Source organism: Leptospira jelokensis (assembly GCF_004769635.1).
GTDB classification, from domain to species: domain Bacteria; phylum Spirochaetota; class Leptospiria; order Leptospirales; family Leptospiraceae; genus Leptospira_A; species Leptospira_A jelokensis.
Map to the genome: position 1 here is coordinate 146,489 of NZ_RQGH01000014.1, position 15,412 is coordinate 161,900.

Here is a 15,412-nt window from a genome sequence, read left to right on the forward strand (position 1 = left end):
CATTCCTAGGGGGAACGAAGACACTGTGAAAAATCACATACACGGACTCGCAAACGCATGGCATTAGTCAAAAATCAGACCGAAGTTACCAATTCAACTATTGGTGAGAATTCTTACTTCAACGGAAAATTCTTCATCAATGGATCTCTAAAAATTGACGGTAAATTCGAGGGTAAATCCCTCCAAGCCGAACACCTCTACATCGGTGTCACAGGAAAGGTCAAAACCAATATCACAGCGGCGAGTGTCATTGTAGAAGGGATTATCGTTGGGAACGTAACAGCAAGGAACCGCGTGATGCTCCTTCCCACCTCAAAAATCCTTGGGGACATCAAAACCCCTGAGCTCATCATCCAAAATGGTGTCATTTTAGAAGGTCGTTGTATGATTTCCAATGACCTCAAACACAGTGCAAAAGACCTGATCGAATTGGAATACTCCAAAGATTCACTCAGCGTCGAAAAGATTTTTGGGAAACAACCAAACGCCAAAGAATAATTGAAAACCATCTTCATTTCGGAAGGGGACCCAACGAGTATCAATTACGAACTTTTGGAGTCCGCCTTCCCCCAGTTACAGTCCTTAGGAAACCACCACCGCATTTACCTCGTCCGAGGGCCGCACAACCAAACACTACCTTCACTTCCCAATCTTTCCAAACCAATCGATGGCCCGGGATTTTATTCCCTCACTTGGAAGGGAACGGGAAAATCCAAATCCTTTGTCCTTGGCAAACCTTCTAGCGCTTCGGGTAAAATAGCATATGACTCACTGCTTTCCACCATTGACTTCCAAAAGGAATTTGGTGGGGACATCATCACACTCCCTCTTTCCAAGGAGTGGGTGCAAAAAGCAGGGGTGAAGGGATTTCGTGGTCATACGGAGGCCTTGGCTGCGGCCTACAAACGACCTACCTTTATGATGATGGCTGGTGAAACATTGAATGTGATCCCCTTAACCACCCATGTTCCCTTACAAGACGTTGTTAAAGAATTAAAAAAATTTGATTGGAAAGAGCTTTGCCGTGCGATCCAAACTTCCCCGTATCTAAAGCACCCCTCCATTGGTTATTTGGGCTTAAACCCCCATGCGGGAGAAGGGGGAAAGATTGGAACGGAAGAAACCACCATCTTAAAACACGGGGTCTCTTCCCTGCGCAAGGCAAAATTGACTGTGGAAGGTCCGCTTTCTGCTGATTCTGCTTTTTTACCAGGAGCCAAACCGTACGATTTGTATTTGGCCTGTTACCATGACCAAGGCCTTATCCCATTTAAATTGCTTGAAGGAAAGAAGGGTGTGAACATAACCTTAGGTCTGGATTTCACGCGTGTGTCCCCTGACCATGGAACGGCATTTGGAATCGCAGGAAAGGGGTGTGCCGATCCGACTGGACTCATCGCCTGTTTAGAACGACTTGTGGAGACAAAAACAAAGCCAGTATGACCCTTTTGGAAACCCTTGCCTTTCCCGTTTTATTCATTTGGTTTGTGGGACTGCTCCTCACTTTTTTTCGTAGGGATTTGGAACCCCATTGGAAGTTCTTTTTCTTTTTGGTGTTTTGTTTTTACCTGGTTCAATTTTTCCCTGAGTTTTGGCTTGGAGTCACGAGGTGGAAGGAAAATCCAAAAGCAGAAGTTTTGCAATGGATTTCGGCCATGGGAAATTCCATTTATGTGTTTTTGTTTTTTTTATGGCCCCTTGTCCTCATCCGAATTTATTATTCTGCTTCGAACAATTTAAGTAAAACCTTGATCCCAAGCTTAGCGTATGGGACGGTTCTGTATTGGGCATTATTTTTCTTATGGACTCTCTATTCAAAAGAGTTCAACGAGTGGCTTCATCAAATATTTGCAAATAAGTAAAAGAAAGGGCGAACAATGGCAGTTCCATTTATAGATATCAAACGTTTTGAACCAGGATTTTTGGACACCTGGAATGAAAAAGTAAAGTCCATGTCCGAAAACGCACAGTTCATTGGCGGAAACGAAGTCACTGATTTAGAAACAAACCTTGCCACTTGGGCAGAAACCAAGTATGCCATTGGTTGTGCAAACGGGACTGATGCCTTACAACTTGCCTTACGTGCTGTGGGTGTGGGTCGTGGTGATAAAGTGTTATTACCTGATTCCACATTTTGGGCAACCTTCGAAGCGGTTGTGAATGTGGGTGGGGATCCCTACACTGTGGATACAAACCCTGTGGATTTACAAATGGATTTCCAAGTTTTCCAAGAAGCTGTGGAAAAAGTAAAACCTAAGGCAGCACTCGTTGTACATTTGTATGGATGGGGGACTTCGAAAATTGAAGAACTCAGAAAGTTCTGCAAAGAAAAAAATGTAGCCCTCATTGAAGACGGGGCTCAGTGTTTTGGAGTCAAACACAATGGAAACTCTTTGTACAAAGATGCACTGATCTCTACTACTTCTTTTTACCCAGCAAAGGTGTTAGGTGCTGCGGGCGATGGTGGGGCAGTGTTTACAAACGATGAAGAGTTATCGGTTGTCACACGCCGCCTAGTGAACCATGGAAGGACCTCTCATTACGAACATGGACTTGTGGGTTGGAATTCAAGGCTTGATTCTTTACAAGCGGCATTCCTCAATCTTTCTTTAAAACACTTACAAAAGAGGATCGAATCTCGTAAAGCATCACAAAACATCTATTATAAGGAATTACCTGGACTTGGGATTGGAGTGATCCAACCTCCAAAAGAGTATGACGAAAATGGATATTGTAACGTAACACTAGTGGATCCAGAAGTCCGACCAAAAATTGAGGCGGTTTTAAAAGAGAAAGGGATTGGGTTTGGGAATATTTACCCAGGTGCTATGTCTGACCAACCTGGTGCAAAACCTTACCTCATCGAACGGTTTGGAAAAGAGGGAAATGCTCGTAGGATCTCAAAATCAGTTCTTAACTTCCCACTTTTTGCTTATATGACAAGTTCTGAAATGGATGAAGTTTTGAGTGCAATAAAAGCGTATAACGCTAGTAAGTAATGGAAAAAATTCGGGTAGGAGTCTTTTTATTCTTTTTACTCATCCTTGCGGTGTTGACCTTTAGTTTGTCTAAAAGTTGGCGCCTCTATGATGGTGGGTATGAAGTGACTGTGGAAACACCAGAGTCCAAAGAAAAAGACAACTCTCCCGAACCAACTGACAGTTTGGATTTAGAAGATGGGAATGGGAAAATTTATTGGAAACAATACTTCATTTACCCTCATGGCCTTGTCACCGAATCGGGTGGGTTTGGTCCCGATGGGATTTTATCCCATGCCCGTAATTTATACTCCATTAGTTTAAAGGATGGTAAGGTCCAAAAACTCTTCACTCACGATGTTTACATTTGGGATTTTTTTATGGGTGAGTTTTCTAAAAAGTCGGTCGCCAATACCATCGATGACCCAAAAGAAGATGTTTTGCAAATTGAGAAAAAACTTTTGATTTTTGCAGTGACTGAGGACAGTAATTTAGATGGGGTTCTCAATTACAAAGACCATAAATTTGTTTTCCTATATGACCCCGATACCAACCAATTGGATTCTATTTTACCAACTGGTTTTCATTTTAGAAAGTTATTATTCAATTCTTCTAAAAACCACCTAACTTTGATTTTGGGAAAAAACCCAGAACCACAAATGAAAAACCAAAAGAAAAAACTTCCAGAACCACCGATCAAACTCCACCTTTTTGATTATGATGTAGTTTCTGCCAAAGGCACACTCAGTGGTTCTTTGGAAGCATTTGTGTCACAAGAACCTAATTAAATAAACTGTTTAATACTTTCCAATTGCTTCGAAATTAAAGATAAATCCGAATTGAAAACCGGCGTGGTTGATCGATTCCGATGCAAATGCGTTGGATTTTAGGATTTTTCTGGATCCATAAATTTCAATGGCAATACCAAATTCAGGTGTAATGAAATAATTGGTTCCAAATGCCACTCTCCCTCCAATGCCCGTTCCAGGGTGTGTGTAGGTTGGGTAGTATAAATTATTCAACTGGCCTGACCTGTACTTGGTATCAAAATTTAAAATACTGACTTCAAGTCCCATATAAGGATCAAATCGATTTTTGGATAAAAAATGGTAATTGAGCCCGATTCCATAACTACGGTCTTTGTAAAGAGTGGCACTCAAAGGCACGGCTTCGATATACGTGATGTACCCGTTTGGTTGGTTCCGATCCAATACTGCGAGTTGGTTTGTCCCTTGTGACTCAATGGAAATTGTATTATACGAGATAAAAAAACCAAGATTATCTGTGAGTCCGTACTCCATGGAAATCCTTCTCGTATTCCCAGCTTGGACTTTGTCGGTTGGGAGAGGAAAATTTTGGGGGAAGGGAACAGTCCCTATCAAACGGACGGGCATAACTCCTAAACTGGCTTGGGTACGTAAGCCATTTTGGTAATCTTTTTCCCTTTGGATGAGAGACCCTCCTGTGTATGCAGTTTCTCCTCCAATGATGGACATATAAAACCCACCTTTATAAAATCCAAAAACGGGTTCTGGTTTGATCACCTGTGCATTTACATTGAAATAAGGAATGCAAATCACCAAACAAACGAATATGACAAAACGATTAAGGGGAGGTAAATTTATTCTCATCGAAGAAAGTTTAACGGCTGCTTAGTGGCTGTCAATTGCAAAAAAAAGGCCTTAGAGTCTTCCCCCAAGGCCTTTTTCTGTTATTAGTATGTAGTGATATTCTTGTTTTTAAGACAAGGCATCCTTTACTAAGTCTTCTTGTTCCTTTAAGTGTGTGACAACGTGTCCACAGGCAGGGCTTGGGAACTCAGATCGTCCCGCATAATGTAACCTTTTGTTTTCTGGCATAAGTGCCTCGATACGATCACGCACAAAGAACCAAGCTCCTTGGTTTTTTGGTTCTTCCTGAACCCAAACAAATTTTTTCAGTTTTCCGTAACTTGTGATCATTTGTTTGATATGGTTTTCAGGGAACGGGTAAAGTTGTTCGATACGAACGACAGCAACGTTTTCCAATTTTTGGGAATCGATAGCCTTACGTAAGTCATAGTAAACCTTTCCAGAACAGAAAAGTAACTTCTCCACTTTCTCTGGTTTTGCCACAGGATCTGGTAGGATTTTTTTGAAAGCACCAGTTGTGATGTCTTCCAAACTAGAAGCTGCATCTTTCAAACGAAGTAGTGACTTCGGTGTCATGATGATGAGTGGTTTTCTAAAACTTTGTAAGATCTGGCGGCGAAGGATATGGAAGTACTGCGCCGGTGTGGTGAGGTTAGCCACTTGGATATTGTCGAGGGCACAAAGTTGCAGGAAACGTTCAAGCCTTGCCGAAGAGTGTTCTGGACCTTGGCCTTCGTAACCATGCGGCAATAAACAAACAAGTCCCGACATCCTTTGCCATTTGATTTCCGAACTGGAAATGAATTGGTCAAAGATCACCTGTGCGTTGTTAGCAAAGTCACCAAATTGAGCTTCCCACATCACAAGGCTACTTGGATCTGCAAGGGAAAATCCATACTCAAATCCAAGACATGAATATTCGGAAAGGGATGAGTTGACGATTTCGATTTTGGCTTGTTTGTCACTGATATGATTGAGAAGGGTGAGTTTTTTCCCATTTACGATATCAGAGAGAGTTGCATGTCTGTGAGAGAAAGTTCCTCTTTGAGCATCCTGCCCACCAAGTCGAATTGGGAATCCATTTTCCAAAATGGAACCAAAAGAAAGAGCTTCTGCAAATCCCCAGTCTATCGGTAGTTCGCCAGCCCCCATTTTTTTACGGTCTTCCAAAACTTTGATATGTTTTGGATTGGCTGTAAAACCTTCTGGGAGAGTGGTCACTGCTTTTACAATACCACCTAATTGTTGTTGTAGGAGTTGTGTGTGTACATCGGAATCAAGAGGTTCTTTTGTGTACCTAGACCAAACACCACCAAGAGTGTCTACGGTGATACGAGTGTCTTTTTCTTTTGCTTGTTGGAAGGAGTCCTCTAATCCTTGTGCGATTCCATCTTTGATGAATTGGATTTCGTCTGGAGTGATGTCCCCACGTTGTAATAATCTTTGTTCATAAAGAGAGATTGTTTTCGGATGTTTTTTGATGATATCATACATTTGAGGTTGTGTGAACGAAGGTTCGTCTGTTTCGTTATGGCCTAACCTTCTGTAACAAATCAAATCGATGATCACATCTTTTTTAAATTTTTGTCGATACTCTAGCGCGAGTTTTGTGACACGGTATGCTGCTTCTGGGTCATCTCCATTCACATGGAAAATCGGAACTTGGAAACCTTTGGCAAGGTCAGTGGCATAAAGAGTGGATCTGGATTCACTTGGAAGTGTGGTAAATCCAATTTGGTTATTGATGACGATATGGAAGGTTCCACCAACCGTATACCCTTCTAGGTTCATCATATTAAAAGTTTCGGCTACAACACCCTGTCCGGCAAAGGCTGCATCCCCATGGATGGCAACAGGCATGTATTTGGAGCGGTCCATATCTTTTGCCATTTCTTGGCGAGCACGCACCGAACCAAAGATCACAGGGTCAACGGCTTCCAAGTGGGATGGGTTGAAGGCTAAAGAAAGTTTGACCTCTTTTCCATAATGGGTCATCACATTATTGGAATACCCAAGGTGGTACTTTACGTCTGCATACCCAAGTTGGCCAGGGTTTAGTTTTTCTTCAAACTCTGCAAAGATAAGGCCTGCTGGTTTACGGATGATGTTCACAAGGACATTGAGGCGTCCCCTGTGCGCCATCCCAATGACAAGAGCATCCATTTTATGACCCCCCGCTTCTTCCACAAGGGTATCAAGCATCGGGATCATGGTTTCTCCACCTTCGAGTGAAAATCGTTTTTTACCCACGAATTTTTTGGCTAGAAAGTTTTCAAAACTATCGGCTTGGTATAGCTTTTCAAACAAACGTAAGGCGATCTTTTTGCTGATAGGTTCGCTATTGGCAAGAGGTTCCATTCGGTTTTGTAACCACTCACGTTCCTCATCATTGACAAGGTAGTAGTGTTCGCAACCTATCGACCCACAATATGTTTTTTCAAACCAATCGATGACGTTTTTAAGTTTTGTTTTTCCGAGGTTTGCAATCCCAGAATCCACTTCAGTATCCAAGTCGGATTCTTTTAGGGCTTTGATTTTTAAGTCGATGAATTCACGGTTGGGTTTATTGATTCCTAATGGATCGAGGTTTGCTGCAAGGTGGCCTTGCCTTCTATAGGCATTGAGAAGGTTGATGATACCAAAATCACTGAGTGAAGAGTCTTTGCGGTGTTCGGTGGATGTGTAGTTTACATACCCATTTCCATTAAAACCACTTCCGTTTGTACCATTGTTCGAAACAGAAGCTCGTTCTAATTCCCCAAAAAAATCGATCCAATCTTTGGATAAGGAAGAAGGATCTTCCTTAAATTGTTTGTAATACTCTTCCAATAATACAACGTTATCGCCGTATAAACTCATCATCTGATCGGTTGTCATATATTCTCCCTAAAACAACAAAACAACAGTTCCATTATGAATGGATGGACCATTTTGCATCCGCATCCATTGCCGCTTCCCTAAGGACTTCGGAAAGAGTGGGGTGGGCATGTGTGGAACGAGCTATGTCTTCAGCACTCGCACCAAACTCAAATGCGATGGCAGCTTCTGCGATCATATCGGAGGCCCTAGGTCCAACGATATAGACACCAAGCAGTTTGTCCGTTTTTTTATCGGCAAGGACTTTTACTTGGCCATCTGTTTCATTCATCGCTTTGGCCCGGGCATTGGGTTTGAACATGTACTTACCCACTTTGTATTCAATGCCTTTGGCTTTTAATTCTTCTTCGCCTTGTCCTACCCAAGCCACTTCTGGCCAAGTGTAAACGATCCAAGGGATGGCTTTGTAATTCACATGGCCATACTTGCCACAAATGAGTTCGGCCACAGCAATGCCTTCGTCTTCGGCTTTGTGGGCAAGCATCGGTCCATCCACTACGTCCCCAATGGCATAAATATTAGGAATGTTCGTTTGGAATTTGTTAGGTTCTACTTTGACACGACCACGGTCTGTCATCTCAATTCCAATCTCTTTGGCACCAAGTCCATCTGTGTTGGGACGGCGACCAATGGAAACAAGGACCTTGTCTCCTTCGAGAATTGTTTTTTTGCCGTCTTTGCCTTCGATTTCGACTTCGACTTTTTTGCCTTTAACTTTGGCACCATGCACTTTGGTTTCAAAGAGGAAGTTAATCCCTTGCCCAGTCAAAAGTCTTTCGGCAAGGCTTGCCATTGCTTGGTCAGCCGTTCCGAAAAGCCGTGGCATAAGTTCCACTACAGTGACTTTGGCACCGAGTCGTAACCATACCGATCCAAGTTCGAGTCCAATGACCCCTGCACCCACGATGATGAGGTGTTCGGGAACGGAATCAAATCCAATGGCATGGTCAGAAGTCACAATGTTTTTTCCATCTACAGGAAGGGGTGGGATCTCAATGGGTGTAGAGCCCGAAGCGATGATGATGTTTGTTCCGCTGATGGATTCTTTTTTTCCATCTTCAGCAGTAATCGATACTTCTGTTTTAGAAACAAAACTTGCATGGCCCAAATAACGAGTGATTTTGTTTTTTTTCATCAAGTAGTCAACACCCGATGTCACTTCACTCACCACTTTGTCTTTTCTTGCCATCATCTTTGCGATATCAATTTTAACATCTTTTACGGAAATTCCATGGTCTGCTAACTTGTGTTTTGTTTTATGAAATTCCTCAGATGAATCCAATAGGGCTTTGGAAGGGATACAACCTACGTTGAGACAAGTCCCACCAAGTGTTTTTCGTTTTTCGATGATGGCTACTTTTTTACCGAGTTGGGCCGCGCGAACCGCAGCCACATACCCACCAGGACCGGCACCAATGACAATGATATCATATTGTTCCATATTTGTGCCTATACCTCAAAGAGGAGTCTAGTTGGATCCTCTACCATTTCTTTGATCTTCACAAGGAACTGAACTGCTTCCTTTCCATCCACAATTCTGTGGTCATAGGATAACGCGAGGTACATCATCGGTCGGATCACAATTTGGTCATTCACAACGACGGCACGTTTGACGATGTTATGCATCCCAAGGATTCCCGATTGAGGAGGGTTCAGGATCGGTGTCGACATCATCGATCCATACACACCACCATTGGATATGGAGAAGGTTCCGCCTTCCATATCTTCGAGTGAAATTTTTCCATCTTTCACTTTGCCTGCAAGCCTTGCGATCTCTTGTTCAATCTGTGCAAAACTGAGGAGGTCGGCATTTCGTACGATAGGAACGACAAGTCCTTTTGGTCCACCCACAGCCACTCCGATGTCGTAGTAGTTTTTGTAGACAATGTCCGTTCCGCGAATTTCTGCATTGATGGCAGGGAAAGCCTTAAGAGCGGCCACAGCTGCTTTAGTAAAAAGTGACATGAAGCCAAGACCCACACCATGTGTTTCTTTGAACTTGTCTTTGTATTTATTTCGAAGTTCCATAATCGGTGCCATGTCCACTTCGTTAAACGTAGTGAGGATGGCTGCCGTATGTTGTGCATTCACCAATCGATTAGCGATCGTTTGGCGAAGTTTTGTCATTGGCACAACCGTTTCTCTTGGTCCCGCATTTGCCGAAACCACAACCGCTTTTGGAATTTCAGGGCTAGGAGTTGCAGCCTTAGGTGCGGAACCTGCGCTTACACCACCTTTTTCCATAAAGAGGATCACATCTTCTTTTGTGATTTGGCCGTTTCGACCTGTGCCTGTGATTTTTGAGGCATCTAATTTATTTTCTTCGATGAGTTTACGAGCAGCAGGAGGGAGTTCTTCATTCACTTTTCCCGTGTTAGGTTGTGCTGCAGGAGCTTCTGCTTTTGTGCCTGCGCTACTAGAAACACTAGGAGCCGAAGCCACAGCACCTTCTTCTATGGCACCGATGATGTCACGCACATGGACAACGTCCCCCACCTTTTTGGAGATGGATTTTAAAACCCCAGACGTAGGAGCAGGGATTTCTAATGAAACTTTGTCTGTTTCTAAAATAGCGAGCACTTCGTCTACTTTTACGGCATCGCCTTCTTTTTTGGTCCAAGCACTGATGGTCGCTTCGGTTACGGATTCCCCCATCTCGGGGACTTTGATTTCTATTGCCATGAAATATTCCTTAGCAGGTTTTTAGAGAAAAATAGCGTTTTTGAGGAGTGAGATCCCATTTGAATCTAAGACTACCGTAACTTACTCAAAGGTAAAAACGCAAGCGGAAAAAACGAAAAGACCTTGAGTTTCAGTTTGGCCCCCTTTCTGTAGCAGTATGATCCGAACGTTTCAAGGCCACACACCATCCCTTCACCCAAGCTCCTGGGTGGCACCTTCCGCAGATGTACTGGGAAAGGTTACGATTGGCGAAGATTCTTCCATTTGGTTCCAATGTGTGTTAAGAGGTGACGTAAATACCATTACCATTGGCAAACATGTGAACATCCAAGACATGACTCTTGTACATGTGGCAAGAGATTTGTATCCTGTCACGATCGGGGATTATGTATCCATTGGCCACCATGCGACCATCCACGGATGTGTTTTGCGGGACCATAGTTTTGTGGGGATGGGGGCAATGATCATGGACGATGTGGAAATTGGCGAATGGTCGTTTGTGGGTGCAGGTAGCCTTGTCCCTCCCGGGAAAAAAATCCCACCAGGTGTTCTCATCATGGGTAGCCCTGCCAAAATCATCCGAGACATCACTGACAAAGACCGAGAGATCATCACACGCACTGCAAACAATTATGTGAAGTACAAAGAAAACTATCGGAGTGAAGGGATAGGGGGCACATCCCTTTCTTAACAGAAAGGGACCGGGTGATCCGCTCCAATCTTTTGCTCATTGCAAAAGGATTTCCGCTTCTCCCCCTTGCGCGGGGAAATGATTAAATCCGCTTGCCGAAGTTTTTCCGTTTTGGCAGTCTAACCTAACCTATGAATGTTTGCCTTCGATTGGTTTTCGCCTTTGTCTTTTTATTCTCTCTGTCTTGTAACTTCCATTACTTTGCACTGGCCAATGAAATTCCTAAACTGGATGGCCAAAATGAGGAATTCGGCAAAGACAAAATCCGATTCCATCTCATCCGAGTGGAAGAATCTCCGAAAGGCAATTTATACAACTCTCAGGCTTTGGAATTTGAAATCGCAAAATCAAAACTTTTTAAAATGAGTCGTAATTCCAAACTGAATCTGACCTACACAACTAAAACAAATTTTGATAATTCTGGCGTTTCTGGATTATTATTCCTACTCACCTTGGGTGTCTTCCCTTGGTTTGTTGAAACTCAGTCGAATGTTACCTTCACTCTCATGGATAGAGAAGATAAAAAAGTTATCCGTGATTACACCTTCCCAATCCAAAGCAAACGAATTGTGTCATGGTTATCCATTCCGTTTTCCATTGTGTTGCCCATATTTTCTGATTCTGTGGATGGAGGATCCAATTTTGACACTTCCAATGTTTCCTTACGTATGTTAGTTGATGCATTTGAAGCAGAACTAGTCAAGGATTGTAAGGAAAATCCAGAATTATGGAATACCCTTCGTTCAAAAGGCAACGAATCCATCGAATAATAAACGGATTTGTTCCCAATCTATTTGGATTGGTTCTGAAAATATGGGACATTAACAATACATTTTTTTAGATCTGATTGGATTGTTCGTTTACAATTGATTCACCTATCGGATTGTTAGTTTGTGAAACATGCAAAATTTCTAATCCTTTTCCTTTTTGTTTTTCAATGTAGTAATTTAGGTAAATCTGGGATAGGTGAAGAGACGATGCTCGGCCGAGATATCTTCGATGAACTTACTGTCTACATTGGAATTTACGGATTGGATGTTGTGAATGACCGCATAAATTACAATAGGCGAATCCTTGGCTTTGGAATCCTTGCCCGGTGGCCAGATGCAATGGGTGTGAGTTACCAAAAACGAGATTTATCCTTTCCACGAAAGGCAGCGAAAGCCTGCATCCGACTTTCTTCAGCCTACCTCATTGCCTCAAGAGATCCAAGTGGTACATTGGTTATGGCTTCCACCTGCCAACTCAAACCCGTTTCGGACCAACCTCTGCCTTAAGGATATAACGGAGTCGTGTTCGTTTAGATACGATCCACTAACAAAACTGTGACGTCGTCAGCAAATTCATTGGAGCCAACATAATCCTTTGCTGACTGGATCAGGTCGTTTGCAGATTGTTGTGTATCCAAATCAATTGATTTTAAAATGGCTTTTTGGAAGAGATCCTCGTCATAACGTCTGTTATGGTCTTTTGACATATGTTCCGTGATACCGTCCGTATACAATACGAGTCTATTCCCTGGTGAAAACGAAAAGGTTTTTTCTTCATAAAACAAATCTGGGATAAGGCCTAAAATTTTTCCTTTTACATCCAGTTGCTCTAGGGAAGAAGTTGGTTTTTGGATGAGGAATGGAGCGTGGTGCCCTGCATTGGCACAAAGGATGGAATTCTTTTTCAAATCAATGATCCCATAAAATGCAGTGAGAAAATTTCCTGCAAGTTTTCCATACAACATATGGTTGAGTGTTGTAAGGAATTGAGAAGGACTTAGTTTGATGTCGGGTTCAAAGTTTTTGAGAACCATGTGGGACATTGCTGCAAGTACTGCAGCAGAAAGGCCATGCCCAGATATATCTGCAATTAAAATGGAAAATTTAGAATCTTCGAGTTCGGTGACATCGTAAAAATCACCACCCACTTGTTCGAGAGGGATATGGGACACACCATAAGAAAGTCCAGCCGACTTAGGTAAGTTAGATGGCATAATTTTTTGCATGATGTTTTTGGCACGACTTAACTCTTTTCCTGTATCAACAATTTGATGGAAAAGTTGTGCATTTTTGATTGTATTACTCAGTCTTGCCGCAATGTTTGTGAGTAAGTCCAAATCCGAATGTTGGAAGGCATAACCAGAGATTTTGTTATTGATGCTGATCACACCCAAAAGTTCGTTTTGGTAGATGAGCGGTGCTGAAATCAATGACTTCGATTCGAAACGGTAAGGTGAAAGTTTATTGTACCTTGGATCCATATCCAAGTTATGGATGAGTAAACTTTCTTTTTTTTCTGCCACCCATCCCGATACCCCTGTTCCATAGGGAACTTTGATTTGGTCGTACGCATCTTCAGGGATTCCTTTGGCGGCAAGTATCCCTAATTCTTGTTTGGTGTTATTGGCAAGGTAAATTGTCCCAGAAGAAGCCCCCAAATATTCCAAAACCCTGTTTAACATCCACTTTCCAAGTTCGTTTAAACTTTTTTCGGAAACGGAAAGTTTTTCAAATTCATAGAGTAGGGACAATTCTAAGATTCGTTTGTCCAAACTATCTTTGGTATTGGCATTTTGGATGGCAGTTGCCGCTACTTCGGAAAGTGAAATTAAATATTCTAAGTCTGCATCATTAAAAATTCGGTCATTGGTTTTGTTGATGACTTCGAGTGTTCCAATGAGCCTTTCTTCAACAAAGAGTGGGACACAAATCAGCGATTTGGTTTTGAATCCTGTCCTTTTGTCCATACCGGGATTGAATCTGGGGTCTTTGTAGGCATCTTCCAAGGCAATCGGTTTTTTCTCTTTGGCGACCATTCCCACGATGCCTTCTCCAAATTCCAACCTTGCATATTCCTGAATGATTTCCCCTTTTTCTCCCAAGGCCACTTCACAATACAAAAATTCATCGTTTTCCAAAAGGAAGAGGGAACTTGCTTCTGCTTCTAACAAATCTTTGGAATACAACATGATGAGAGGGAGCAGTTGGTGCAAATCTAAGTTTGCATTGAGAATGGATGAAATGTGCAGTAAACTTCGGAATTTACTAAGGCTAGTTTGGGGATCGGTCATACAGGCAACATACCAATCTTTCCAATCGTTTCACTTTCGTCGATTTAGAATTTTTTGTGTTTTTCACTGCGTTTTAGGGAAAGGGAAAGGATTTTTAAATCTTTGGCTGAATGTGTTTTGAGATTCCATCTACACAAAGTTAGTTTTTGGATTGGAGTAAGTGGCAAAAAAGATCCACTCCAAAGGAGTAAAAGCCCCAAATTTTTTACTTTTGAGTTTTGAATCGAAAGAAGGGAATGTGCATTATGTGAATCAGTGTCAAAAAAGAATCCGATCCCTGTAGGGAAAACCTACCCGTACCATTTGTCCAAATCAAAGGTTTTTGTTTTAGTTCCAACTTTCAGTGAGGAAAAAGAATTGGATTGCCAATCTGAGATCGGAATGGATTGTATCGTTTCAATGAAGTTTATTCCTGTTTCATTCCATTCGTTTTTCCAAATATTCTTTTTGCGGTTTTTCCATTTCCTTTTTTTTGTCTGTTTGGTTTCTAACTTACTATTTTGCAAAAAAGAAAAAGAATCAAACGATGATTTGGTGGTTTTACTGGGACTCAACTTGTACCTACGCTCTTGTGCAGGCCAAAATGCCAATCCATCGAGTGGGATGGTAGGATCTTTACAAAGATACCAAATTCCACCTTCCCTCACTTCCTCATCCATAAACACAGACAACAACCCTCATCACGTATACCCTCCACAACAAGGAGTGACCAAAAAAAATATTTTGTCAGTGTTTTATCCAGGCACTGGATCTTCACCTTGTGAGGTGGGAGCCATTTTGCAACAAGGGGCAACGAAAGGATACCATGTGATTGGCCTCAGTTATCCCAATGCAGAGGCTGTGAATACGGTTTGCAACCAAGGTGCTGCAAGGAACGATACAAGTTGTTTTGAAAATATGCGGAATGAAGTTGTGACAGGATCACAAGTTTCTCCTTATGTTTCTGTTGACACAAACAATTCCATCGAAGGGCGTTTGTTGTCTTTATTGCAATACCTCAAATCAACATACCCTAGTGAGGGTTGGGATACCTTTCTAACGGGAGGCACAATCAATTGGGCCAATGTGTATGTTGGTGGTCATTCGCAAGGGAGTGGGCATGCCGCATACCAAGGAAAAATTCGAGCAGTAGGTCGTGTTTCCATTTACAGTGGGGTCTCCGATTACAGTTTACAAACAGCTTCGATTCCCTCCTGGTTTTCCAATGCGCAAGCCGCCCCAGTAGGATCATACTACGGTCTTATCCATGAAAATGATACTGTTGCCAATTTTAGTGGAAACGCAAATCAGGTAACAGATGTTTGGTTGAATCAATTGGGAATGACAGGGACTTTGACAAATACAAATGTTGGGTTTCCGTATGGAAATAGCAAACGTTTGGTGACAAATGCTTGTAATGGTATGGGAACTGCAGCACTGCATAGTTGTCCCATGGTCAATGGATTCCAGACAATTTGGAACTACATCAGTTATCCTTAAACCTTCTTTGTCA

The 15,412-nt window shown here is 42.3% G+C and carries 14 protein-coding genes; 9 read left to right on the forward strand and 5 right to left on the reverse strand.

Translation table 11 applies throughout. The features are described from left to right. Positions 1-57: 57 nt before the first annotated feature. The 5 genes from EHQ62_RS07830 to EHQ62_RS07850 are packed head-to-tail and all read left to right on the forward strand — an operon-like array spanning position 58 to position 3,766. Positions 58-498, forward strand: a complete 441-nt coding sequence (locus tag EHQ62_RS07830; RefSeq protein ID WP_012388052.1) for a bactofilin family protein — start codon at positions 58-60, stop codon at positions 496-498. Then, positions 499-1,443, forward strand: a complete 945-nt coding sequence (locus EHQ62_RS07835) for a PdxA family dehydrogenase (protein WP_135641662.1) — start codon at positions 499-501, stop codon at positions 1,441-1,443. Then, positions 1,440-1,862, forward strand: coding sequence for a hypothetical protein (locus EHQ62_RS07840; RefSeq protein ID WP_135641664.1), 423 nt, complete (start codon positions 1,440-1,442; stop codon positions 1,860-1,862). Before EHQ62_RS07835 ends, EHQ62_RS07840 begins: the two co-directional genes overlap by 4 nt. 15 nt (positions 1,863-1,877) lie before the next feature. After that, entirely contained in the window at positions 1,878-2,999 is a 1,122-nt protein-coding gene (locus tag EHQ62_RS07845; protein WP_135641667.1) for a DegT/DnrJ/EryC1/StrS aminotransferase family protein, read from the forward strand. Next, a complete protein-coding gene (locus tag EHQ62_RS07850) occupies positions 2,999-3,766 on the forward strand; it encodes a hypothetical protein (protein WP_135641668.1) in 768 nt (255 codons plus the stop codon). Before EHQ62_RS07845 ends, EHQ62_RS07850 begins: the two co-directional genes overlap by 1 nt. A gap of 9 nt (positions 3,767-3,775) precedes the next feature. Here the strand turns inward: EHQ62_RS07850 and EHQ62_RS07855 are convergent, their stop codons facing one another. The 4 genes from EHQ62_RS07855 to odhB all read right to left on the reverse strand — a co-directional run bounded on the left by EHQ62_RS07855 (position 3,776) and on the right by odhB (position 10,168). After that, on the reverse strand, positions 3,776-4,609 hold the full coding sequence (locus EHQ62_RS07855) for a hypothetical protein (protein WP_135641670.1): 834 nt from the start codon (positions 4,607-4,609) through the stop codon (positions 3,776-3,778). Between the two features lie 108 nt (positions 4,610-4,717). Beyond that, positions 4,718-7,486, reverse strand: coding sequence for a 2-oxoglutarate dehydrogenase E1 component (locus EHQ62_RS07860; protein ID WP_135641671.1), 2,769 nt, complete (start codon positions 7,484-7,486; stop codon positions 4,718-4,720). A 34-nt stretch (positions 7,487-7,520) separates the two neighbouring features. Continuing rightward, positions 7,521-8,927, reverse strand: coding sequence for a dihydrolipoyl dehydrogenase (lpdA, locus tag EHQ62_RS07865; protein ID WP_135641673.1), 1,407 nt, complete (start codon positions 8,925-8,927; stop codon positions 7,521-7,523). A gap of 8 nt (positions 8,928-8,935) precedes the next feature. After that, complete coding sequence (odhB, locus tag EHQ62_RS07870; protein WP_135641675.1) at positions 8,936-10,168, reverse strand: 2-oxoglutarate dehydrogenase complex dihydrolipoyllysine-residue succinyltransferase; 1,233 nt, start codon at positions 10,166-10,168, stop codon at positions 8,936-8,938. A 157-nt stretch (positions 10,169-10,325) separates the two neighbouring features. On the opposite strand from odhB, the gene EHQ62_RS07875 reads away from it, so the two are divergent. The 3 genes from EHQ62_RS07875 (at position 10,326) to EHQ62_RS07885 (ending at position 12,136) form a co-directional block, all read left to right on the forward strand. Next, complete coding sequence (locus tag EHQ62_RS07875) at positions 10,326-10,859, forward strand: gamma carbonic anhydrase family protein (RefSeq protein WP_135641676.1); 534 nt, start codon at positions 10,326-10,328, stop codon at positions 10,857-10,859. A gap of 131 nt (positions 10,860-10,990) precedes the next feature. Then, complete coding sequence (locus tag EHQ62_RS07880) at positions 10,991-11,629, forward strand: hypothetical protein (RefSeq protein WP_135641678.1); 639 nt, start codon at positions 10,991-10,993, stop codon at positions 11,627-11,629. Positions 11,630-11,752: 123 nt separating this feature from the next. Beyond that, positions 11,753-12,136, forward strand: coding sequence for a hypothetical protein (locus EHQ62_RS07885; RefSeq protein WP_135641680.1), 384 nt, complete (start codon positions 11,753-11,755; stop codon positions 12,134-12,136). A 23-nt stretch (positions 12,137-12,159) separates the two neighbouring features. Here EHQ62_RS07885 and EHQ62_RS07890 read toward each other — a convergent pair whose 3' ends face one another. Beyond that, positions 12,160-13,920, reverse strand: coding sequence for a GAF domain-containing SpoIIE family protein phosphatase (locus EHQ62_RS07890; protein ID WP_135641682.1), 1,761 nt, complete (start codon positions 13,918-13,920; stop codon positions 12,160-12,162). 399 nt (positions 13,921-14,319) lie between these two features. Between EHQ62_RS07890 and EHQ62_RS07895 the strand changes: the two genes are divergently transcribed. Then, positions 14,320-15,399 (forward strand): BPSS1187 family protein, encoded by a 1,080-nt coding sequence (locus EHQ62_RS07895; RefSeq protein WP_244241687.1) that lies wholly within the window; start codon positions 14,320-14,322, stop codon positions 15,397-15,399. Positions 15,400-15,412: the final 13 nt, after the last annotated feature.